Origin of the sequence: Nocardioides sp. Soil805 (assembly GCF_001429625.1) — a bacterium.
Lineage (GTDB): Bacteria > Actinomycetota > Actinomycetes > Propionibacteriales > Nocardioidaceae > Nocardioides.
Genome location: NZ_LMSU01000003.1, coordinates 291453 through 312646, shown reverse-complemented (window position 1 = coordinate 312646; position 21194 = coordinate 291453). Strand labels below are relative to the sequence as shown.

Below are 21194 nucleotides of genomic sequence, written 5' to 3'. Positions count from 1 at the left end.
GCTGCGAGGATGGCGTCGATGCCCTACTTCGAGCGCAGCGGCGACGACCGCTGGACCCCCACCGAGCACGTGGGCGGTGCCTGGAACACCGCCGAGCAGCACGTCGCCCCTGCCCTGGGCCTGCTGGCCCACCTCGTCGAGGAGGACCGGGACCGTCGCCGCGACGACGTCCTGGTGCTCTCCCGGCTCTCCTACGACATCCTCGGCACGCTGCCGATGGAGGAGGTCGCCGTCGCGGTCCGGGTACGCCGCCCGGGCCGGACGATCGAGCTCGTCGAGGCCGAGCTGTCGCACGCCGCCCGGCCGGCCGTGCTCCTGCGGGCCTGGCTGCTGAGCGAGGGCGAGAGCACCACGGTCGCCGGCACCGACCTTCCCCGCCTCCCGGGCCCCGACACGATGGCGCCGTGGGACCCCACCACGGTCTGGCCGGGCGGCTTCATCGACTCCGTCGAGCTGCGGCGCGAGCAGCACGGGCCGGGCAGGGGCGGCTACTGGGTCCGCACGGACGTGCCGCTCCTCGACGAGCCGGTCAGCGCGACCGCTCGTGCGGCGGGCCTGCTCGACATCGCCAACGGCATGACCGTGCGTGCCGACCCCCGCGAGGTGGCGTTCCCCAACCTCGACCTCACCGCGCACCTGTTCCGGCCACCGGCGCCGGGCTGGCTGGGCTTCGACACGACGGTGTCCTTCGGGCCCGCCGGCCACGGCCTGACCAGCACCGTGCTCCACGACGAGTCCGGCCCCCTGGGCACGATCGCCCAGTCCCTCACCGTCCGTCCGGTCCGCGGCTGACGACGTCGCCGTCCGGGGAGCGGCTCAGTCCTCGTCCGAGGACTCCTCGCCGTGCGTCCCGGGCCGCGGCGCCCACGGCAGCTCCTTGGCCGGGCGTACGACGATCAGCCGGTCGCCGCGGGCCAGCAGGGTGACCACCGGGTCGAAGTAGCGGTAGACCTTCTCGTCGCGGACCACCGCGATCACCTGGTCGGGCAGCGACTGCGGCTGCTTGCCGACCTCGTTGACCAGCAGGTCCCGCTCGGCGACCTCGAGGCCCTCGCCGTACGTCAGCAGGTCCTCCATGACCGAGCCGAGCATCGGCGACATCGACGAGAGCCCGAGCAGGCGGCCGACCGCGTCGGAGGAGGTGATGACCGAGTTGGCGCCCGACTGCTTCATCAGCGAGACATTCTCCTGCTCACGCACGGCCGCCACGATCCAGGCGTCGGGGTTGAGCTGCCGCACGGTCAGCGTGGCCAGCACGTTGGAGTCGTCGCGGTCGGTGGTGATGATGATCTGGCTGGCGGTCTGCACCCCGGCGCGGCGCAGGATCTCGCGTCGCGTGGCGTCACCGACGACGACCGCCAGGCCGTCGGCGTGCGCCTCCTCCATCGCCAGGGGGCTCGGGTCGACCACGACGATGGCCTCGCGGCTCTGGCCGTTGTTGACGAGGGTGTCGACGGCGCTGCGCCCCTTCGTGCCGTAGCCGACGACGACGACGTGCTCCTGCTCTCCCATGCTCTTCCTCCACCGGGCGACCCGGAACATCTCGCGGCCCTGGGAGGCGAGCACCTCCAGGGTGGTCCCGATCAACAGCACCAGGAAGGCGATGCGGGCGGGGGTGATGACGAATGCGTTGACCATCCGGGCCTGGTCGGTGACGGGGGCGATGTCGCCGTACCCGGTCGTGCTCAGCGTCACGGTCGTGTAGTAGATCGAGTCGAGGAAGCTGACCCCGTAGCCGGGTGGGTCGTTGCCGTCGCGGTAGCCGTCGCGGTCGAAGTAGACCAGCAGCACGGTGCCGGCCAGGATCGCCATCGCCAGGAGCAGCCGGCGGCCCAGCTCCCACCACGGGGAGCGCGCCGGGTCCGGGAGTGCGACCGTGGCGCCGTGGAGCGCGCTCGAGTGACGCGGGGGCAGGTCGGGCACGCTCAGGAGTCTTTCACGGCGATGCGGCTGCGCAGACGCTGCACGAGCTCGTTGCGCGCACGCGTCGTGCTGCCCTGCGGGAAGACCGTGTCGAAGGAGGCGTTGACCGCCGCGCCGATGAGCACCGCGATGGCCAGGAGGTAGAGCCACAGCATCACCGCGATGGGGGCCGCCAACGGCCCGTAGATCGACCTCGACTCCGCGGCCGTGACGGTCAGCACCCAGCGGAGCACGAAGGAGCCCCCGATCCAGGCGACCAGCGAGAACACCGCTCCGGGGAGGTTGAAGGCCCAGTTGGTCCGTACCGGCACGGACACGTGGTAGAGCGTGGCCAGGAAGCAGACGCACAGCAGCAGCACCAGGGGCCAGTAGAAGCCCATGAGGAACTCGAAGCGCGCCGGCAGCCAGCGCTCGACCAGCGTCGGGCCGGCCACCACCAGCGGGATGCTCACCATCCCGGTGAGCATCGCCATCACGTAGAGGACGAAGGACAGCGCGCGCGTCTTGACGATCCCCCGGTGCCCGCCGAGGCCGTGCATGATCGTGATGGTGTCGACGAAGACGTTGAGCGCCCGCGAGCCCGACCACAGGGCCAGCACGAAGCCGACCGAGATGACGTCGTACCGCCCGCCCTCCAGCACCGTGTCGATCGTCGGGCGGATGATGGTGTTGACCGCCCGCTCGGTGAGGGCCTGCGACGACAGGTCGAGCACCGCCTGGCGCACGTCGTCGAGCTGGGCGGCGCTGAAGCGATCGGAGACGTAGCCGATCGCCCCGGCCATGGCGAAGACCAGCGGCGGCACCGAGAGGATCGCGAAGAACGCGGCCTCGGCGGCCAGGCCGGTCACCCGGTAGCGCATGCACGACCCCACCGTGGCCACGGTGATGCGCCACAGGTGCTCGCGGACCGTGACGCCCTTGGTCCGCAGGGTCCGCAGCGCCGGATGCTGCTCTCCCACCGACACCATGGGGCCTACGGTATCCACCATGCAGGCCCATCTCCGGGACGCCGCCAACCAGGCCCCGCCACTCGTCGGTCACAACGTCGTCACCTCCGACCTCGCGCTCTGCGAGGCCGTGCGCCGCCACGCCTCCGACGACGTCCTCGCGGACCTCGAGGCGCTCGGTGCCGAGGCCGGCACGGCCGACGCCCGCGAGCACGGGATGCTGGCCAACACCCACCACCCGGCGCTGGTCCCCTACGACCGCTACGGCACCCGCATCGACGAGGTGGCCTTCCACCCGTCGTGGCACTGGCTGATGGAGCGGGCGGTCGGGCACGGGCTCGCGGCGACCCCGTGGGAGCAGCAGGACGCCGGCGACCCGCACGCCCACGTGCGCCGCGCGGCGGGCTTCCTGGCCTGGTCGCAGACCGAGCCCGGGCACGGCTGCCCGATCTCCATGACGTACGCCGCCGTCCCCGCGCTGCGGGCCGACGCCGCGATCGCCGCCGAGTGGACCCCCCTGCTCGCCTCGCTGCGCTACGACCCCGGCGTCCGGGCGCACGGCTCCAAGCTGGGGGCGCTGGCCGGCATGGGCATGACCGAGAAGCAGGGCGGCTCGGACGTGCGGGCCAACGTGACGCAGGCGCGACCGACGGCCGACGACGGCTGGTACACGCTGCACGGGCACAAGTGGTTCACCTCGGCCCCGATGAACGACGTCTTCCTGGTCCTCGCCCAGGCCGAGGGCGGCCTCACCTGCTTCGTGGTCCCCCGGGTCCTCGACGACGGCACCCGCAACCGCATCGACGTCGTGCGCCTCAAGGACAAGCTCGGCAACCGCTCCAACGCCTCCTCCGAGCTCGAGCTCGACGGCACCCTGGCCCAGCGCCTCGGCGACGAGGGACGCGGCGTGCGCACCATCATCGAGATGGTCGCCGCCACCCGGCTCGACTGCGTGCTCGGGTCGGCGTCCCTGATGCGCCGCTCGCTCGCGGAGGCGTCGTGGCACGTGACCCACCGCTCGGCCTTCGGCGGGCGGCTGGTCGACAAGCCGCTGATGCGCAACGTCGTGGCCGACCTGGCCGTGGAGTCCGAGGCCGCGACCGCCCTGGCCCTGCGACTGGCGGCGGCCGTCGACCGGCCCGGGGACGCGCACGAGGTCGCGCTGCGACGCATCGCGCTGCCGCTGGCGAAGTTCTGGGTGTGCAAGCGCACCCCCGCCATGGTCGCCGAGGCGCTCGAGTGCCTGGGCGGCAACGGGTACGTCGAGGAGTCCGGGATGCCGCTGCTGTTCCGGGAGTCGCCGCTCAACTCCGTGTGGGAGGGCTCGGGCAACGTCAACGCACTCGACGTGCTGCGCGCCCTGTCCCGCGAGCCGGAGGTGCTGGAGGCGTGGATCACCGAGGTCGGCGCCGCCCGCGGCGTGGACCCGCACCTCGACCGCGCGGTCGACGACACCCTCTCCCTGCTCGGCGACGTCTCCTCGCTCGAGGTCTCGGCACGACGGCTGGCCGGCCAGATGGCCGCGTGCCTGCAGGGCTCGCTGCTCGTCCGGTTCGGTCCGCCGGAGGTGGCCGACGCCTTCTGCGCCAACCGGCTCGGGGCGGCGTACCACGGGACCTTCGGCACGCTGGCCGGCGCCGACCTGACGGCGATCGTCGAGCGCGCCACCCCGGTGGTGGCCTGATGGCCACCCGCGAGTGGGACGCGTCGACGTACGACGCCCTGCCGCTCCCCCACGTGGCATGGGGCCAGCGCGTGCTGGACCGGATGCGGCTCGAGGGTCACGAGCGGGTGCTCGACGCCGGCTGCGGCACCGGCCGCGACGGTGAGGCCCTGCTCGAGCGCTGGCCCGACGTGCGGCTGGTCGGCATCGACGGCTCGCAGAGGATGATCGACCAGGCTCGTCTGCGGCTGCGCGACCGGGCCGAGCTGCTCGTCGCCGACCTCACCGAACCGCTGCCCCTGGCCGAGCCGGTGGACGCGGTGATGAGCGTGGCGGCCTTCCACTGGGTCACCGACCAGGACCTGCTCTTCACCCACCTCGCGGCCGTCATGCGACCGGGTGCCCGGCTCACCTCGGACTGCGGAGGGCAGGGCCAGCTCGCGGTGATGATCGCCGCGCTCGTCGAGGTCACCGGCGACGGCAAGTTCGGCACGTCGTTCCGGGGCGTCGACGAGACACGAGTCGCGCTCGAGGGCGCCGGCTTCGAGGTCGAGGACGTGCGGTTGCGACCGGATCCCCTGCGGATCGAGGACCCGGAGCTCATGGAGACCTACCTCGCGACGGTCAACCTCGGGTCCCACCTCGCGACGCTGCCGCCCGAGGAGCACCGGCCGTTCGTCCGCGCGGTGCGGGAGGCGATGGCCGAGCCGGTCATCGACTACGTGCGGCTGGAGATCGACGCCGTGCGGCGCTAGTCGGCCGGGTGCCTCAGCCCAGGGCGGCCGAGACCACCTCCCGCGCCTCGGCCTGCACCTGGGCCAGGTGGTCGGGCCCGCGGAACGACTCGGCGTAGATCTTGTAGACGTCCTCGGTGCCGCTCGGTCGGGCAGCGAACCACGCGGACTCCGTCGTCACCTTGAGCCCGCCGATCTTCGCGCCGTTGCCCGGCGCCTCCGTGAGCTTGCCGGTGATCTCCTCCCCCGCCAGCGACGTCGCCGCGACGTCGTCGGGCGAGAGGGCGGCGAGCTTGGCCTTCTGCGCGCGGTCGGCCGGGGCGTCGACACGGGCGTACGCCGGGTCGCCGTGCTCGGCGACCAGGTCCGCGTAGTGCTGGCTCGGTGTCCGGCCGGTGCGGCCCAGGATCTCGCTGGCCAGCAGCGCGAGCAGCAGCCCGTCCTTGTCGGTCGTCCAGGTAGAGCCGTCGCGGCGCAGGAACGAGGCGCCCGCCGACTCCTCGCCACCGAAGCCGAACGAGCCGTCGATCAGCCCGGGGACGAACCACTTGAAGCCGACCGGCACCTCGACCAGCGGCTTGCCGATGGACGCGGCGACCCGGTCGATCATCGAGCTCGACACCAGCGTCTTGCCGATCCTCGCGGTGTCGGGCCAGCCGGGCCGCGCGCCGCCGAAGAGGTAGCCGATCGCGACGGCGAGGAAGTGGTTGGGGTTCATCAGCCCGGCGTCCGGGGTGACGATCCCGTGGCGGTCGGCGTCGGCGTCGTTGCCGGTCGCGAGGTCGTACTCGTCCTTCCGACGGATCAGGGAGGCCATCGCGGACGGCGACGAGCAGTCCATCCGGATCTTCTCGTCCCAGTCCAGGGTCATGAACCGCCACGTCGGGTCGACCAGCGGGTTGACCACGGTGAGGTCGAGCCGGTGCCGCTCGGCGATCTCGCCCCAGTAGGCGACGCTCGCCCCGCCCAGCGGGTCGGCGCCGATGCGCACCCCGGCCTCACGGACGGCGTCGAGGTCGAGCACCTGCGGGAGGTCGTCGACGTACGTCCCGAGGAAGTCGTACGCGCCGGCCGCCGCCCGCGCCCGGGTGAACGGGACGCGGCGTACGCCGTCCAGGCCGGCCGCGATCAGCTCGTTGGCCCGCGCGGCGATCACGCTCGTGGCGTCGGTGTCGGCGGGGCCGCCGTGCGGGGGGTTGTACTTGAAGCCGCCGTCGGCCGGCGGGTTGTGCGACGGCGTGACCACGATCCCGTCGGCGAGGCCGGAGCCCGTCGAGCGACCGCCGTTGGCACGGATGATCGCGTGCGAGACCGCGGGGGTGGGCGTGTAGCCGTCGCGGTCGTCGACCAGCACGGTCACGTCGTTGGCGGCCAGCACCTCGAGAGCGGTGGCCCACGCCGGCTCGGAGAGCGCGTGCGTGTCGCGACCGACGAACAGCGGGCCGTCGTACCCCTGCTCGCGTCGGTAGTCGCAGATGGCCTGCGTGGTCGCGGCGATGTGGGTGTCGTTGAACGACGTCCTGAGGCTGGAGCCGCGGTGGCCGCTGGTGCCGAACGCGACCTGCTGGTCCACGTCCTCGGGGTCCGGCACCCCGGTGTAGTAGGCGGTGACCAGGTGGGCGACGTCCACCAGGTCACGGGCCTCGGCGGGCTGTCCGGCGCGGGATGCTGCGTCTGCGGGTGCCATGGCGCCATCTTGGTGCCCGCCGCCTCGCGCGTCGAGGACCGGCACCCGGGAAAACATTTCCGGGGGTGCTGTCGAAACCTGTCCCGCACGCCCGTCATCGTGATGAGGTCGCACCCGCGACCCACCACACAGGAGGAACCAGATGAGCCGATACCTGATCCTGCTCCCGGCGCCCGAGGCCGAGTGGGCCGCGCTGCCGGAGTCGGAGCACGAGAAGGGGATGCGGTCGCACGGTGAGTTCCACGAGGACCTGCGGTCGGGCGGGCACACCCTGCTCACCGTCGGACCGCTCGACCCGTCGGCGCAGGCCACCTCGATGCGCCCCGACGGCGACGGCGGCGCCCTCGTCACGGACGGACCGTTCTCGGAGACCGCCGAGCAGGTCGTCGGCTTCTACCTCGTCGAGACCGACGACGAGGCCGACCTGCGTGCCGCGTGCGAGCGCTTCGCCGCCCGCGGTGAGCACATCGAGTTCCGCCGCATGGCCGAGTAGGGAGACCGAGATGACCGAGTACGTCGTACTGATCGTGGGGGACGCCGACCGCTGGTGGACCACCATGACCGAGCAGGAGCGCAAGGACGGGTACGCCGAGTACGGGCGCTTCGCCCAGCAGCTGGCCGAGCGCGGCCACCGGATCGTCGGGGGCGCGGAGCTCCAGTCGAGCAGCACGGTCCGCACGATCCAGCCGGGCGGCAGCACCGTCACCGACGGTCCGTTCGCCGAGTCGGCCGAGCAGGTGGGCGGCTACTTCCACATCGACACCGAGGACGTCGACGACCTGGTGGAGTGCTGCCGGATCATCGCGGCGCTCGGCGACGCCGTGCAGGTGGTGCCCACCGTCGTGCCCGACACGAGGCCGTCGTGAAGTACCTCGTGCTCCTCATCGGCGACGGGGAGGTCAAGCCCTGGGATGAGCACACCCCCGACGAGCAGGCCGCGACCATGGAGCGTTTCCGGGCCTTCGACGAGGCGTGTGCCGCCCGCCCCGGGGTCGAGGTGCTGGCCGGCGAGGCCCTCGCCGATGCCGGGACCGCGACGACCCTGCGCACCCGAGGCGGCCGGCTCGAGATGACGGACGGGCCCTACGCCGAGGTCGTGGAAGGCATGGGCGGGTTCTACCTCGTCGAGGCCCCGGACCTCGACGTGCTGGTCGAGCTGCTGGGTGAGCTGCCGGCGTACGACATGCAGGTCTCGCCCGTCGTCGACGTGACCTACTGACGCCGCTTGGGCAGCCTGACGTGACCGACGTGCTGGAGCGCACCGTGCGCGAGGAGTGGGGCCGCCTGGTGGCCCTGCTCCTCGCGCAGTTCCGGCGCGTGGACCTCGTGGAGGACGCGATGGGCGACGCCGTCGAGGCGGCCGCCCGGCGATGGCCCCAGGACGGCGTCCCCGACAACCCCTCGGCCTGGCTGCTCACCGCCGCCCGCCGGCGCCTGCTCGACCGGCTCCGTGCGGAGGAGACCGCCCGCCGGGGCGCTCCTGACCTCGCCCGCGAGGCGGGGCACCGAGAGGAAGGAGCACGCGCCATGGCCGACCCCGGTGACCTCGTCGAGGACGACCTGCTGCGCCTGGTGCTCATGTGCGCCCACCCGGCACTGGCCCCCGAGGCCGCCAGTGCCCTCACGCTGCGACTGGTCATGGGAGTTCCCACGCCCGACGTCGCCCGGCTCTTCCTGGTCCCCGAGGCGACCATGGCGGCCCGCATCACCCGGGCCAAGAAGAAGATCGTCGGCGCCGCGATCCCCTTCGGTGTCCCCGACGCGAGCGTGCTGCCGGAGCGCCTCGACACCGTCGCCCAGGTCGCCTACCTCGCCTTCACCGCGGGTTACGCGCCGGGCACCGGCCCGGACCTCCTGCGCGCCGAGACCTCCGGCGAGGCGATCCGCCTCGTGCGCGTCGTGCTCGGCGTGCGCCCCGACGAGCCGGTGCTCGTCGCCCTGCTCGCCCTGACGCTGCTGCAGCACTCCCGACGCGACGCCCGGGTCCACGACGGTCGCCTCGTGCTGCTGCCCGACCAGGACCGGGGTCGCTGGCACCACGACGAGATCGCCGAGGCCCTGGGCCTGCTCGAGCACCCCGGGCTCACCGGGCCGATCACGGTGCTCGCGGCGTCGTACACGCTCCAGGCGCGGATCGCCGCCGAGCACGCCCGCGCCGCCCGGCCGGAGGACACCCGGTGGGACCACGTGGTGGCGCTCTACGACACCCTGCTCGCCGTCGCGCCCTCCCCCGCCGCCCGGCTCGCCCGGGCCGTCGCGGTCGCCGAGGCCCAGGGCCCGGCGTCGGGGATCGCCGCGCTCGAGGGCGTCGAGATCCCGGCCAGCCACCGGGTGGCCGCCGTGCGGGCCGAGCTGCTGGCACGCGACGGGGACGCGGTGGCCGCCCGGGCGGCGTACGACCAGGCGATCGCGGCGTGCCGCAACGACGTGGAGCTCGCGCACCTCCGCGCGAGGCGCGCCGCCCTCGACTGATCAGTCGGTCGGCACCTGCTGCTGCTTGGCCAGCACGGTGAGGCCGTCGTCGACGACGAACCCGCGGGCCCGGTCCTCCTCCTCATCGACCCCGATGCGGACACCCGGCGGCACGACCACGCCCTTGTCGAGGATGGCGTTGCGCACGATCGCGCCCTCGCCCACGTGGACGCCGTCCATGAGGACCGAGTCGGACACCTCGGCGCCGTCCTTGACCCACACCGCGGGCGACAGCACCGACTGGTTGACGCTCCCGCCGCTGACCACGACCCCCGGCGACAGGATCGAGTTGAAGGTCGACGGGCCACCGCCGCTGGCCCCCGCGACCAGCTTGGCCGGCGGGTGCGGGCCGTAGCTGGTGTAGATCGGCCAGGCGGTGTTGTAGAGGTTGAAGACGGGCAGCGGAGACACCAGGTCCATGTGGGCCGCGTAGTAGGAGCGCATCGTCCCGACGTCGCGCCAGTAGCCGCGGTCGCGGTCGGTGGAGCCGGGCACGGTGTTGTCCTTGTAGTCGTAGACCGAGGACTCGGACTTGTCGACGAACCACGGCACGATGTCGCCGCCCATGTCGTGCTTGGACTGCTCGAGCTCGGCGTCGCGGGTGACCGCGTCGCGCAGCGCGTCGGCGGTGAAGACGTAGTTGCCCATGCTGGCGAGCACCTCGTCGGGCGAGTCGGGCAGGCCCACCGGGTCGGTGGGCTTCTCCAGGAACGCGCGGATGCGCTGCGGGTTGGTCGGGTCGACGTCGATCACGCCGAACTGGTCCGCGAGCCCGATGGGCTGGCGGATCGCGGCCACCGTGCAGCCGGCGCCGGACTCGACGTGGTCGGCCACCATCTGCGAGAAGTCCATCCGGTAGACGTGGTCGGCCCCGACCACGACCACGATGTCGGGCTGCTCGTCGGTGAGCAGGTTGAGCGACTGGTAGATCGCGTCGGCACTGCCGAGGTACCACCGCTTGCCCACCCGCTGCTGTGCCGGCACCGGGGTGACGTAGTTGCCGAGGAGGTTGGACATCCGCCACGTCGTCGTCACGTGCCGGTCGAGGCTGTGCGACTTGTACTGCGTGAGCACGACGACCTTGAGGTAGCCGGAGTTGACGACGTTGGAGAGCGCGAAGTCGATGAGCCGGTAGATGCCGCCGAAGGGCACGGCGGGCTTGGCGCGGTCCGCGGTGAGGGGCATCAGCCGCTTGCCCTCACCGCCGGCCAGGACGATGGCGAGGATCTTCTTGCGGGCGGGTGCGGCACTCATGGACCGAAACTAGTGGGGCGCGGACGGCGCGGTCGACCCAAACGCCGGAGTAAGTTCCCGCTCATGCGAATCGACGTGCTGAGCAAGGAGTACCCGCCCGAGGTCTACGGCGGCGCCGGGGTGCACGTCGCCGAGCTGGTCCGCGCGCTCCGTGCCCAGGCGGGCGTCGACGCGCAGGTCCGCTGCTTCGGTGCACCACGCGACGAGGCGGGCACGACGGCGTACGCCGAGCCGTCCTCGCTCGCCGCCGCCAACGGCGCGATCCGCACCCTGGGCGTCGACCTCGCGATGGTCGACGACTGCGCCGGGGCCGACCTCGTGCACTCGCACACCTGGTACGCCAACATGGCCGGCCACCTCGCCGGCCTCATGCACGGCATCCCGCACGTCGTCAGCGCCCACTCCCTGGAGCCGATGCGACCGTGGAAGGCCGAGCAGCTCGGCGGCGGCTACGCGCTGTCGAGCTGGGTGGAGCGGACGGCGTACGACGGGGCGGCCGGCATCATCGCCGTCAGCGCCGCGATGCGCGACGACGTGCTGCGCAGCTACCCCGACGTCGACCCCGCCAAGGTCACGGTGATCCACAACGGCATCGACACCGACCTCTGGTCCCCGGTCTCCGACGCCGACCGGGTCCGCGCGCTCGGGGTCGACCCGGACCGGCGCAGCGTGATCTTCGTCGGTCGGATCACCCGGCAGAAGGGGCTCCCGCTCTTCCTGCGCGCGGTCGCCGAGCTGCCGCCTGACGTCCAGCTGATCCTGTGCGCCGGCGCCCCGGACACCCCCGAGATCGCCGCCGAGGTGCGCGGCCTCGTCGACGGGCTGGCCGCCGGCCGCGACGGGGTGGTGTGGATCGAGGAGATGCTCCCCCGCGCTGACGTGGTGGCCCTGCTCAGCCAGGCCACCGTCTTCGCCTGCCCGTCGATCTACGAGCCGCTCGGCATCGTCAACCTCGAGGCGATGGCCTGCGAGACCGCGGTGGTCGCCACCGCGACCGGCGGCATCCCGGAGGTCGTGCGCCACGGCGAGACCGGGTGGCTGGTCCCGATCGAGCAGGCCACCGACGGCACCGGCACGCCGCTCGCGCCCGAGCAGTACGTCGCCGACCTCGCCGAGGCCCTCAACGACGCGGTCAGCGACCCGGAGCGCGCCCGCGCCTTCGGCGTCGCCGGCCGCGCCCGCGCGCAGGAGTCGTTCAGCTGGGGCGCGATCGCCGCCCGGACGCTCGACCTCTACCGCTCCGTCGGCGCCTGACCCCGCGACCTCGGCGCGGGCCGCCACGCAGACCCTGTGGATGACGAACGTCGTCCCGCGCTGGGTTCGGCATGCTCGCCGTGTGGACCCGGTGGACCTCGTACGACGACACGGCGGCCTGGCCGCGCGCGCCGACCTGATGGCCGTCAGCGGGCGACGGGACGTCGACCGGGCGGGTGGCCGCCGGAGCCCTCGTCCGGGTCGGCCGGGGCCGCTACACCCTCCCCGAGGTCGCAGAAGCCCCCGCGAGAGCGCACGCGCTCGGCGGCACCCTCAGCCTCACGAGTGCCGCCCTCCACCACGGCTGGGAGGTCCTGCACGCCCCCGAGCAGCCCCACGTGCTGGTGCCGCGCAAGCGGCGCGTCGCCCCCGCGCGCCGGGCGGGCGTCGTACTGCACCGCGGGGACCTCGAGCCCGCCGACCGGGACGGGATCGCCACGAGCAAGCTGCTCACCGTGACGCAGTGCCTGCGTCGACTTCCGGACGACGAGGCCCTCGCGGTCGCCGACTCAGCCCTGCGCGCCGGCGAGAGCGCGCTGCTGGAGGTGGCGGTCGATCGCGTGCAGGGGCCCGGCAGCGCGCGCGTCCGTGCGATAGCGGCCGCCGCCAGGTCGAGCGCCGCGAACCCCTTCGAGTCCGCGCTGCGGGCGATCGCGCTGACCGTCGTGGGGTTGTCGGTCGAGCCCCAGGTCGTCATCTCGTCACCCCACGTGTGGGCTCGCCCCGACCTGGTCGACGAACGCCTGCTGATGGTCCTCGAGGCCGAGTCCTTCGAGTGGCACGGCAACCGGGCCGGCTTCCGCAAGGACGTCCGGCGCTACACGCTCCTGGTGGCCGAGGGGTGGACGGTCCTCCGCTTCACGTGGGAGGACGTCGTCCTCCGTCCTGAGTGGGTACGCCGCGTGCTCGCGCGAGCGGTCCGACACGCCAACACGCGGACACAACTCGCCGCGGGACCCGGTGCCGCCGCCTGACGGCAGCACCGGGAGCGGGGTTGTGTCCGCGTGTGTGCGAGCGGAGCGCCTACCGCGTGGCGGGCACCGGGTCGGGCTCGTAGGCGTCCGGGCCGTGGTCGTCGACCATGGTGGTCTCGTCGAAGCGGTCCTCCCCGGCCAGCACCCGGTCGAGCTGGTCACGGTCGAGGGTGTGGGTCCACTGGCCGATCAGGATGGTGGCGACCGAGTTGCCGGCGAAGTTGGTCACCGCGCGGGCCTCCGACATGAAGCGGTCGATGCCGACGATGAGGCCGACGCCGTCGAGGAGCTCGGGGCGGTGCGAGGACAGGCCGCCCGCCAGGGTGGCCAGGCCGGCGCCGGTGACTCCGGCGGCGCCCTTGGACGCGATGATCATGAAGAGCAGCAGGGAGAGCTGCTCGCCGATGGACAGCGGCTTGTCGAGCGCGTCGGCGATGAAGATCGAGGCCATCGTCAGGTAGATCGCGGTGCCGTCGAGGTTGAACGAGTAGCCGGTCGGTACGACGACGCCCACGGTGGTCTTCTCGACCCCGGCGTGGTTCATCTTGGCGATGAGTCGCGGGAGCGCCGACTCGGAGGAGGACGTCGAGACGATGAGCAGGAACTCGCGGGCCAGGTACTTGAAGAGGCTGAAGATGTTGACCCCGGTGGCCAGCTTGAGGAGGGTCCCCAGCACGCCGAACACGAAGATGGCGCAGGTGATGTAGAAGGCGAACATGATCGTGGCGAGGCTCTTGAGCGCGTCCACCCCGGTCTCGCCGACGACGGCCGCGATGGCGGCGAAGGCGCCGACCGGAGCGGCCCACATGATCATCGCCAGCACCCGGAAGACGAGGCGCTGGAGGTGCCCGATGGCGGTGAGGATGGGCTGGCCCGAGCGGCCCATCGCCTGCAGCGCGAACCCGACGAGCAGCGCGACGAGCAGGGTCTGCAGGACCTCACCGGACGTGAGCGACGAGAACAGCGAGTCGGGGACGATGCCGGTGATGAACTCGGTGGTGGAGCCCTTCGCTTCCGCGGCCTGCTCCTGACCCACGCCGGCGACGTCGTCGGAGAGGTTGAGGCCCTCGCCCGGGTCGATGAGGTTGCCCACGAGCATGCCGATGCCGAGCGCGAAGGTCGACATGGTGAGGAAGTAGGCGAGCGCGAGGCCGCCCACCTTGCCGACGCTCGCCGCGCTGCGGACGGATCCCACGCCGATGACCAGCGTGCAGAAGATGACCGGCTGGATCATCATCTTGATCAGGGCCACGAAGGTCGTGCCGATCCACTTCAGGCCCACCGCGAAGTCGGGGAAGACGAGGCCGACGACGGCCCCCAGGACCACCGCGACGATCACCGCGACGTAGAGGTAGTGGGTGCGGTCGCGCTTGACCGTCGTCCCCTGGGTGGTTGTGCTCATGGTTCCTCCGACTCCGTGCTGCTGATGAGAGCGGGCCTGTGCCCTGCGCCACATCCTGCGGGCGCCTGTGACGGCCGTCACCCTTGTGGTCGTTGAGTTCATGCTCCGTGTACGCGGCGCCGAACCACGCCGGCCGTGCGGCACAATGCCCGCATGCCCACCGCCCCGGCTCGACGTCGGGAGAGCCCGGTCGCGCGCCAGATCCTGCTGCTGCAGGTGCTCGTCGTGCTCGTCCTCGTCGTGGTCGCCACCGGACTGGCGGCGCTCGACGCCCGCCGCGACACCCGCGACTCCGCGCGCGACGAAGCCGTGACCGTGGCGGTCTCGGTCGCCGACTCCCCCGCCGTCCTCGAGGCTCTCGACACCGCGGACCCGAGCGCGACGCTCCAGCCGTTCGCGGAGGCCGTCCGCGCCGACACCGCGGTCGACTTCGTCGTCGTCATGGGGCTGGACCGGCGCCGGTACACCCACCCGACGGAGTCGCTCATCGGCGAGAAGTTCGTGGGTGACCTCGGGGGCGCCCCGCAGGGCGAGGTCTTCACCCAGGAGTACGTCGGCACGCTCGGGCGCTCCATCCGCTCCGTGGTGCCCGTGCTCGACGACGGGACGGTGGTCGCCCTGGTGTCCGTGGGGATCACCCTGACCCGCGTCGACGAGCAGCTGCGTCGCGACCTGCCGGGGATCCTGGTGGCCGGGCTGGGGGCGCTCGCCGTCGGGCTGGTCGGCGCCTGGCTGATCAGCCGCCGGCTGCGACGCCAGACCCACGGGCTGGGCGAGCGGGAGATCACCCGGATGTACGAGTACTACCGCGCCGTCCTCGCGGCCGTGCGCGAGGGGCTGGTGCTCGTCGACACCCATGGTGAGGTCCAGCTCGTCAACGACGAGGCCCGTCGGCTGCTGCACCTCCCGGAGGACGTCGTGGGTCGGTCGCTGGCGGAGCTCGGCCTCCCTCCCGGGCTCGTCGCCGCCGCGGTCGGCGACACCCCGCAACCGGACACCATCTACGTCCTGGGTGAGCACGTCCTGCTGATCAGCTCGGCCCCCGCGTTCTGGGAGGGCGACGAGGTGGGCGCGGTCGTGACGCTGCGCGACCGCACCGAGCTCCAGTCGGTCACCGGCGAGCTCGACGTGGTCCGTGGGCTCACCGACTCGTTGCGGGCCCAGAACCACGAGGCCGCCAACCGGTTGCACACCGTGGTGTCCCTCATCGAGATGGGCCGCTCCGAACGCGCCGTCGACTTCGCCACCGAGGAGCTGCGCTTCGCGCAGGAGCTCGCCGACCAGGTCGTCGGGGCGGTGCAGGAGCCGGTGCTGGCCGCGCTCCTGCTCGGCAAGACCGCCGAGGCGGCCGAGCGCGGGATCGACCTGGTCGTCGGCGGCGAGGTGGTCGCGGAGGAGCTGACCGTGCGTCCGCGTGAGCTGGTCACGGTCCTGGGCAACCTGGTGGACAACGCCATGGACGCCGTCTCCGAGCAGTCGGACCGCCGCATCGTGGTGCACGTCGAGGGCGACGCGGAGGGGATCACCATCGTGGTCGAGGACAGCGGGACGGGTGTCCGTCCGGAGGACGCGGAACGGGTCCTCGAGCACGGCTGGTCGTCCAAGGCCAACGGCGGGCGCGGCATCGGCCTGGCCCTCGTCGGCCAGGTCGCCCGCCAGCACGGCGGATCGGTCGAGGTCGAGGCCTCGGACCTCGGCGGCGCGCGGTTCACCGTCACCCTGCCCGGTCCCCGTTCCGAGGACCCGCGGTGAGCACCGACGTCCGCGTCCTCGTCGTGGAGGACGAGGAGCTGGCCGCCGAGGCGCACGCGGAGTACGTGCGCCGGGTGGACGGCTTCGAGCTCGCGGGGGTCGCCCGCTCGGCCGCGGACGCGCTGCGGCACCTCGCCCAGGACCCCGCCGTCGACCTGGTCCTGCTCGACATGCACCTGCCCGACGGCCACGGCCTCGCCCTGCTCCAGCGGCTGCGGGCCGCCGGGCACCCGTGCGACGTCATCGCCGTCACGTCGGCCCGCGACACCGAGGTCGTCCGCCGCGCCGTCACGCAGGGCGTGGTGCTCTACCTGCTCAAGCCGTTCTCGTTCGCGATGTTCCGCTCCAAGCTCGAGCACTACGCGGCCTACCGCGCCCAGCTCGCCGGGATCGACGACGACGTCGTCCAGGACGAGGTGGACCAGGTCTTCGGCGCGCTGCGCACCCGGTCGGGCGCGGCCGAGCTGCCCAAGGGCCTCGGCCCCGAGACGCTGCGCCAGATCACCGAGGCGCTGCGCGCCGCCGACGCCGCGGACGGCCTGTCGGCGAGCGAGGTGGGCGCGCTGGTCGGCGCCTCGCGGGTCACCGCGCGGCGTTACCTCGAGCACCTCGCCGACCAGGGCCGGGTCGAGCGCTCGCCCCGGTACGGCGGTGGCGGACGGCCGCAGGTGGCCTACCGCTGGCGCCGCTGATCAGCCCAGGACGAGGCCGGGGTACAGCGGGTGCTTGTCCAGCAGCTCGCCGCTCGCGGCCTTGGTCCGCTCCGCGACCCCGTCGCCGAGGACGTACGACGCCTTCGAGGGCCCGCCGGCCTTCGTGGTGCCCGCCTCGGTGTTGCTGAGCACGTCGACGATGAGCTCGGCGACCGTGTCGAACTCGTCGTGGCCGAAGCCCCGGGTGGTCAGCGCCGGGGTCCCGAGGCGGATCCCGGAGGTGTACCAGGCGCCGTTGGGGTCGCCGGGGATCGAGTTGCGGTTGGTGACCACGCCGGCGTCGAGCAGCGCGGACTCGGCCTGGCGGCCGGTGAGGCCGAAGCTGGAGACGTCCAGCAGCACGAGGTGGTTGTCCGTCCCGCCGGTGACCAGGCGGGCGTCGCGCTTGAGGAAGCCGTCGGCCAGGGACTGGGCGTTGTCGGCGATCTGCTGTGCGTAGGCCTGGAACGAGCTCTGGCGGGCCTCGGCGAACGCGACGGCCTTCGCGGCCATCACGTGCGACAGCGGACCACCGAGCACCATCGGGCAGCCCCGGTCCACGTCCGCGGCGAACTCCTCCTGCGCCAGCACCATGCCGCCGCGGGGGCCCCGCAGCGACTTGTGGGTCGTGGTGGTGGTGATGTGGGCGTAGGGGACGGGGTCCTCCTCGCCGGTGAAGACCTTGCCGGCCACCAGCCCGGCGAAGTGCGCCATGTCGACCATCAGCACGGCGCCGACCTCGTCGGCGATCTCGCGCATCTTCGCGAAGTTCACGCGACGCGGGTACGCCGAGTAGCCGGCGACGAGGACCAGCGGCTTGAACTCGCGCGCCTTGGCGGCGACGGCGTCGTAGTCGAGCAGCCCGGTCTCCGGGTCGGTGCCGTACTGCTGCTGGTGGAACATCTTGCCGCTGATGTTGGGGCGGAACCCGTGCGTCAGGTGCCCGCCCGCGTCCAGCGACATGCCCAGGAGCCGCTGGTTGCCCAGCTCGGCACGCAGGGTCTCCCAGTCGGCCTCGGTCAGCTCGTTGACGTTCTTGGCCTGCATCTTCTGCAGGTAGGGCGACTCCACCCGGTTGGCCAGGATCGACCAGAAGGCGACGAGGTTGGCGTCGATGCCCGAGTGCGGCTGGACGTAGGCGTACGGCGCGCCGAACAGCTCGCGCGCGTGCTCGGCCGCGAGCGACTCGACCGTGTCGACGTTCTGGCAGCCGGCGTAGAAGCGGTGCCCGACGGTGCCCTCGGCGTACTTGTCGGAGAACCAGGTGCCCATGGTGAGCAGCACGGCCGGTGAGGCGTAGTTCTCCGAGGCGATGAGCTTGAGCGAACCTCGCTGGTCGGCCAGCTCCTGGCGCGTGGCGTCGGCGATCCGCGGCTCGACGGCGCCGATCACCTCGAGGGCCTGGGTGTACGCGCTGCTGATGAGGGAGTCCGTCATGCGACACAGCCTAGAGGGAGGTACGACGCCTGGTCGTCGCGTGTCCGCGTGGTCGACGGAGTGTGACGTGGGCCGCACCGGACGCGTGATCCCGCCTGAGACCGGGCCATGCGTCTCACTATGTGGCGCCTCGTCTCTCATCATGAGATTTCGCCTTGTGGGAAGGGTGTCCGGGGCTTGAGACTCCTTGACATGAGTCTTGCTGTCACGCACCAGTTCCTCGTGGTCCGTCGCCACGTCGACCTCGGTCGCACCGGCAGCATGATGTGTTGGCACCGCTGAACCACGCCGCCCCCCTGCACATCCGCGCCCACCGTCGCGCGCGGCCCTCAGCGAAGAAGGACACGACCATCGTGACCAGCACCCCGACCGCTCCCGCGGCCACTCCAGCCGCCACGCCCGTCCGCCGCAAGCGCGGCGAGGGCCAATGGGCCCTCGGCTACACCGAGCCGCTCAACAAGAACGAGCAGACCAAGAAGGACGACGACCCCCTCAACGTCCGGGCCCGCATCGAGAACATCTACTCCAAGCGCGGCTTCGACTCCATCGACCCGGCCGACCTGCGCGGCCGCTTCCGCTGGATGGGGCTCTACACGCAGCGCGCTCCCGGCTTCGACGGCGGCAAGACCGCCATGCTCGAGGAGGAGGAGCTCGACGACCGCTACTTCATGATGCGGGTGCGCACCGACGGCCAGGTGCTCGGGGTCGAGCAGCTGCGCGCGCTGGGCGAGACCTCGACGACGTACGCGCGCAACACCGCGGACATCACGGATCGCAACAACATCCAGTACCACTGGATCGAGGTCGAGAGCGTCCCCGCGATCTGGCAGCGCCTCGAGTCGGTCGGCCTCATCACCGTCGAGGCCTGCGGCGACTCGCCGCGCCCCTTCCTCGGCTCGCCGGTCGCCGGCATCGCCAAGGACGAGATCATCGACGGCTCCTCGGCGCTGGCGCAGATCAAGGCCCGCGCCATCGGCAACCCGGAGTTCTCCAACCTGCCGCGCAAGTTCAAGACCGCGCTCACCGGACACCCCAGCCACGACGTGGCCCCCGAGGTCAACGACGTCTCCTTCGTCGGCACCGTCCACCCCGAGCACGGCCCCGGCTTCGACCTGTGGGTCGGCGGCGGCCTGTCGACCAACCCGATGCTCGCCCAGAAGCTGGGCGTGTGGATCCCGCTCGACGAGGTCGTCGACGCCTGGGAGGGCGTCGTGTCGATCTTCCGCGACTACGGCTACCGCCGGCTGCGTTCCAAGGCGCGCCTCAAGTTCCTGGTCGCCGACTGGGGCGTGGAGAAGTTCCGCGAGGTGCTCGAGGCCGAGTACCTGCACCGCGCGCTCGTCGACTGCCCCTCCCCCGCCACCCCGGTGTCGCAGGGCGACCACATCGGCATCCACGAGCAGAAGGACGGCAAGTTCTTCATCGGTGCCGCGCCGGTCGTCGGCCGCATCGACGGCACCACGCTCACCGCGCTGGCCGACCTCGTCGAGCAGTACGGCGCCCTGGGCGCGCGCCTCACGGCGTACCAGAAGCTCGTCGTGCTGGGCGTCGACGGTGCCGACACCGAGGCCTTCGCCGAGGGCCTGGAGAAGATCGGCCTGACCGCCCGCCCGAGCAACTGGCGGCGCAGCACCATGGCGTGCACCGGCATCGAGTTCTGCAAGCTGGCGATCGTCGACACCAAGGAGCGCGCCCGCCTGCTCGTCACCGAGCTGGAGAAGCGCTTCCCCGAGCTCGACACCCCGATCTCGATCAACGTCAACGGCTGCCCCAACGCCTGCGCCCGGACCCAGGTCGCCGACATCGGCCTCAAGGGCCAGCTGGTCATGGACGCGGACGGCAACCAGGTGGAGGGCTTCCAGGTGCACCTCGGCGGCGCCCTCGGCCTGCAGGCCAACTTCGGCCGCAAGCTGCGCGCGCACAAGGTCGCCAGCGCCGACCTCGACGACTACGTGACCGCCGTGGTCTCGGCGTACCTCGCCGACCGCACGGACGGCGAGTCGTTCGCGACGTGGGCCGCCCGCGCCGACGAGGTCCACCTGCGCGGGGAAGCCGCCGCCTCGTGAGCGAGCGCGCGGTCGCCCAGCACTGCCCCTACTGCGGCGAGACCACCCTGTGGCCGCTGGAGGACGGCTGGGAGTGCCGCTCGTGCCTGCGCGCCTTCTCCGTGAAGTACCTCGGCCTCACCCGACCCGACAGCAGCCGGACCGACACCAGCGGAGGAGGTGCCCGATGAGCCTGTCCACCCAGGCCGCCCGCGAGTTCAAGGGCACCCACACCGACGGGCGCACCCCCGAGGAGCTGCGGGAGCTGGTCTCCCACGTGGGTGCCGAGCTCGAGCTGGCGCCCGCCGAGAACATCATCGAGTGGGCGGTCGCGACCTTCGGCGAGCGCTTCTGCATCACCTCCTCGATGGGCGACGCCGTGCTGGCCCACCTGGCCTCGACGGTCGCTCCCGGCATCGACGTGGTCTTCCTCGACACCGGGTACCACTTCGTCGAGACCATCGGCACCCGCGACGCGGTCGAGGCCACCCTCCCGGTCACCCTGCGGACCGTCAGCACCGAGCTGACCGTCGCCGAGCAGGACGCGCAGTACGGCAAGGACCTCTACAAGACCGACCCCGACCTGTGCTGCGCCCTGCGCAAGGTCAAGCCGCTGGCCGACACGCTCGCCGGGTACGACGCCTGGGCGACCGGCCTGCGCCGCGCGGAGACGCACAACCGGGTGATCGCCCCCGTCGTCGGCTGGGACGCCAAGAAGCAGAAGGTCAAGGTGTCGCCGATGGCGCGCTGGACCGACGAGCAGGTCGAGCGGTACATCGACCGGCACGGCGTCCTGGTCAACCCGCTCGTCCACGACGGCTACCCCTCCATCGGCTGCTGGCCGTGCACCCGGCGGGTCGCCCCCGGCGACGACCCGCGCAGCGGCCGCTGGGCCGGCACCACCAAGACCGAGTGCGGGATCCACGCATGAGGCCCACTGACTTCCTCCTCAACGACA

The 21194-nt window shown here is 72.3% G+C and carries 20 protein-coding genes; 14 read left to right on the top strand and 6 right to left on the bottom strand.

Annotated elements, in window-relative coordinates; all coding sequences use genetic code 11:
• Positions 1-18: 18 nt before the first annotated feature.
• On the top strand, positions 19-792 hold the full coding sequence (locus ASG94_RS16395) for a thioesterase family protein (RefSeq protein ID WP_056927736.1): 774 nt from the start codon (positions 19-21) through the stop codon (positions 790-792).
• A 24-nt stretch (positions 793-816) separates the two neighbouring features.
• On the opposite strand, the gene ASG94_RS16390 is transcribed toward ASG94_RS16395, so the two are convergent.
• Both ASG94_RS16390 and ASG94_RS16385 read right to left on the bottom strand, forming a co-directional pair.
• Complete coding sequence (locus tag ASG94_RS16390; protein ID WP_056927547.1) at positions 817-1923, bottom strand: potassium channel family protein; 1107 nt, start codon at positions 1921-1923, stop codon at positions 817-819.
• 2 nt (positions 1924-1925) lie between these two features.
• Positions 1926-2891, bottom strand: a complete 966-nt coding sequence (locus tag ASG94_RS16385) for a YihY/virulence factor BrkB family protein (protein ID WP_056927546.1) — start codon at positions 2889-2891, stop codon at positions 1926-1928.
• Positions 2892-2910: 19 nt separating this feature from the next.
• On the opposite strand from ASG94_RS16385, the gene ASG94_RS16380 reads away from it, so the two are divergent.
• Both ASG94_RS16380 and ASG94_RS16375 read left to right on the top strand, forming a co-directional pair.
• Positions 2911-4554: an acyl-CoA dehydrogenase family protein gene (locus tag ASG94_RS16380; protein WP_056927545.1), complete on the top strand. Its 1644-nt coding sequence runs from the start codon at positions 2911-2913 to the stop codon at positions 4552-4554.
• The gene (locus ASG94_RS16375) at positions 4554-5288 is read left to right on the top strand and encodes a class I SAM-dependent methyltransferase (protein WP_056927544.1); all 735 of its coding nucleotides are present in this window, start codon (positions 4554-4556) and stop codon (positions 5286-5288) included. The genes ASG94_RS16380 and ASG94_RS16375 overlap by 1 nt, the downstream gene beginning before the upstream one ends.
• Positions 5289-5301: 13 nt before the next feature.
• On the opposite strand, the gene pgm is transcribed toward ASG94_RS16375, so the two are convergent.
• Positions 5302-6954 carry a phosphoglucomutase (alpha-D-glucose-1,6-bisphosphate-dependent) gene (gene pgm / locus ASG94_RS16370; RefSeq protein WP_056927543.1) on the bottom strand — a complete coding sequence of 551 codons (1653 nt, stop codon included), beginning with the start codon at positions 6952-6954 and terminating at the stop codon, positions 5302-5304.
• A 142-nt stretch (positions 6955-7096) separates the two neighbouring features.
• Between pgm and ASG94_RS16365 the strand changes: the two genes are divergently transcribed.
• The 4 genes from ASG94_RS16365 to ASG94_RS16350 are packed head-to-tail and all read left to right on the top strand — an operon-like array spanning position 7097 to position 9426.
• The gene (locus ASG94_RS16365; protein ID WP_056927542.1) at positions 7097-7447 is read left to right on the top strand and encodes a YciI family protein; all 351 of its coding nucleotides are present in this window, start codon (positions 7097-7099) and stop codon (positions 7445-7447) included.
• Between the two features lie 10 nt (positions 7448-7457).
• Positions 7458-7820 (top strand): YciI family protein, encoded by a 363-nt coding sequence (locus ASG94_RS16360; RefSeq protein ID WP_056927541.1) that lies wholly within the window; start codon positions 7458-7460, stop codon positions 7818-7820.
• Entirely contained in the window at positions 7817-8173 is a 357-nt protein-coding gene (locus ASG94_RS16355) for a YciI family protein (RefSeq protein ID WP_056927540.1), read from the top strand. Before ASG94_RS16360 ends, ASG94_RS16355 begins: the two co-directional genes overlap by 4 nt.
• 20 nt (positions 8174-8193) lie before the next feature.
• The gene (locus ASG94_RS16350; protein WP_056927539.1) at positions 8194-9426 is read left to right on the top strand and encodes an RNA polymerase sigma factor; all 1233 of its coding nucleotides are present in this window, start codon (positions 8194-8196) and stop codon (positions 9424-9426) included.
• Here ASG94_RS16350 and glgC read toward each other — a convergent pair whose 3' ends face one another.
• On the bottom strand, positions 9427-10680 hold the full coding sequence (glgC, locus tag ASG94_RS16345; RefSeq protein WP_056927538.1) for a glucose-1-phosphate adenylyltransferase: 1254 nt from the start codon (positions 10678-10680) through the stop codon (positions 9427-9429).
• A 63-nt stretch (positions 10681-10743) separates the two neighbouring features.
• Here glgC and glgA point away from each other — a divergent pair, with 63 nt between their 5' ends.
• Both glgA and ASG94_RS16335 read left to right on the top strand, forming a co-directional pair.
• The gene (gene glgA / locus ASG94_RS16340) at positions 10744-11934 is read left to right on the top strand and encodes a glycogen synthase (RefSeq protein ID WP_056927537.1); all 1191 of its coding nucleotides are present in this window, start codon (positions 10744-10746) and stop codon (positions 11932-11934) included.
• Between the two features lie 176 nt (positions 11935-12110).
• Complete coding sequence (locus ASG94_RS16335; RefSeq protein ID WP_056927536.1) at positions 12111-12908, top strand: hypothetical protein; 798 nt, start codon at positions 12111-12113, stop codon at positions 12906-12908.
• A gap of 49 nt (positions 12909-12957) precedes the next feature.
• On the opposite strand, the gene ASG94_RS16330 is transcribed toward ASG94_RS16335, so the two are convergent.
• On the bottom strand, positions 12958-14310 hold the full coding sequence (locus ASG94_RS16330) for a cation:dicarboxylate symporter family transporter (protein ID WP_056927535.1): 1353 nt from the start codon (positions 14308-14310) through the stop codon (positions 12958-12960).
• A gap of 153 nt (positions 14311-14463) precedes the next feature.
• Between ASG94_RS16330 and ASG94_RS16325 the strand changes: the two genes are divergently transcribed.
• Together ASG94_RS16325 and ASG94_RS16320 are read left to right on the top strand one after the other, a co-directional pair.
• A complete protein-coding gene (locus tag ASG94_RS16325) occupies positions 14464-16062 on the top strand; it encodes a sensor histidine kinase (protein WP_056927534.1) in 1599 nt (532 codons plus the stop codon).
• Entirely contained in the window at positions 16059-16754 is a 696-nt protein-coding gene (locus tag ASG94_RS16320) for a response regulator (protein ID WP_056927533.1), read from the top strand. The genes ASG94_RS16325 and ASG94_RS16320 overlap by 4 nt, the downstream gene beginning before the upstream one ends.
• On the opposite strand, the gene ASG94_RS16315 is transcribed toward ASG94_RS16320, so the two are convergent.
• Complete coding sequence (locus ASG94_RS16315; protein WP_056927532.1) at positions 16755-18191, bottom strand: glycine hydroxymethyltransferase; 1437 nt, start codon at positions 18189-18191, stop codon at positions 16755-16757.
• Between the two features lie 353 nt (positions 18192-18544).
• Between ASG94_RS16315 and ASG94_RS16310 the strand changes: the two genes are divergently transcribed.
• From ASG94_RS16310 to ASG94_RS16305, 3 genes are read left to right on the top strand one after another with little or no spacing between them, the layout of a single operon-like run.
• On the top strand, positions 18545-20257 hold the full coding sequence (locus tag ASG94_RS16310; RefSeq protein ID WP_056927735.1) for a nitrite/sulfite reductase: 1713 nt from the start codon (positions 18545-18547) through the stop codon (positions 20255-20257).
• On the top strand, positions 20254-20427 hold the full coding sequence (locus ASG94_RS21795; protein WP_200958153.1) for a hypothetical protein: 174 nt from the start codon (positions 20254-20256) through the stop codon (positions 20425-20427). Before ASG94_RS16310 ends, ASG94_RS21795 begins: the two co-directional genes overlap by 4 nt.
• A complete protein-coding gene (locus tag ASG94_RS16305; protein WP_056927531.1) occupies positions 20424-21167 on the top strand; it encodes a phosphoadenylyl-sulfate reductase in 744 nt (247 codons plus the stop codon). Before ASG94_RS21795 ends, ASG94_RS16305 begins: the two co-directional genes overlap by 4 nt.
• Positions 21168-21194: the final 27 nt, after the last annotated feature.

Excerpts from the sequence above, each read along its gene's own strand:
- glgA (WP_056927537.1), top strand. The coding sequence starts at position 10,744 with ATGCGAATCGACGTGCTGAGCAAGGAGTACCCGCCCGAGGTCTACGGC.
- ASG94_RS16375 (WP_056927544.1), top strand. The coding sequence starts at position 4,554 with ATGGCCACCCGCGAGTGGGACGCGTCGACGTACGACGCCCTGCCGCTC.
- ASG94_RS16305 (WP_056927531.1), top strand. The coding sequence starts at position 20,424 with ATGAGCCTGTCCACCCAGGCCGCCCGCGAGTTCAAGGGCACCCACACC.
- ASG94_RS16385 (WP_056927546.1), bottom strand. The coding sequence starts at position 2,891 with ATGGTGTCGGTGGGAGAGCAGCATCCGGCGCTGCGGACCCTGCGGACC.
- ASG94_RS16365 (WP_056927542.1), top strand. The coding sequence starts at position 7,097 with ATGAGCCGATACCTGATCCTGCTCCCGGCGCCCGAGGCCGAGTGGGCC.
- glgC (WP_056927538.1), bottom strand. The coding sequence starts at position 10,680 with ATGAGTGCCGCACCCGCCCGCAAGAAGATCCTCGCCATCGTCCTGGCC.
- ASG94_RS16325 (WP_056927534.1), top strand. The coding sequence starts at position 14,464 with ATGCCCACCGCCCCGGCTCGACGTCGGGAGAGCCCGGTCGCGCGCCAG.
- pgm (WP_056927543.1), bottom strand. The coding sequence starts at position 6,954 with ATGGCACCCGCAGACGCAGCATCCCGCGCCGGACAGCCCGCCGAGGCC.
- ASG94_RS16315 (WP_056927532.1), bottom strand. The coding sequence starts at position 18,191 with ATGACGGACTCCCTCATCAGCAGCGCGTACACCCAGGCCCTCGAGGTG.
- ASG94_RS16395 (WP_056927736.1), top strand. The coding sequence starts at position 19 with ATGCCCTACTTCGAGCGCAGCGGCGACGACCGCTGGACCCCCACCGAG.
- ASG94_RS16380 (WP_056927545.1), top strand. The coding sequence starts at position 2,911 with ATGCAGGCCCATCTCCGGGACGCCGCCAACCAGGCCCCGCCACTCGTC.
- ASG94_RS16330 (WP_056927535.1), bottom strand. The coding sequence starts at position 14,310 with ATGAGCACAACCACCCAGGGGACGACGGTCAAGCGCGACCGCACCCAC.
- ASG94_RS16360 (WP_056927541.1), top strand. The coding sequence starts at position 7,458 with ATGACCGAGTACGTCGTACTGATCGTGGGGGACGCCGACCGCTGGTGG.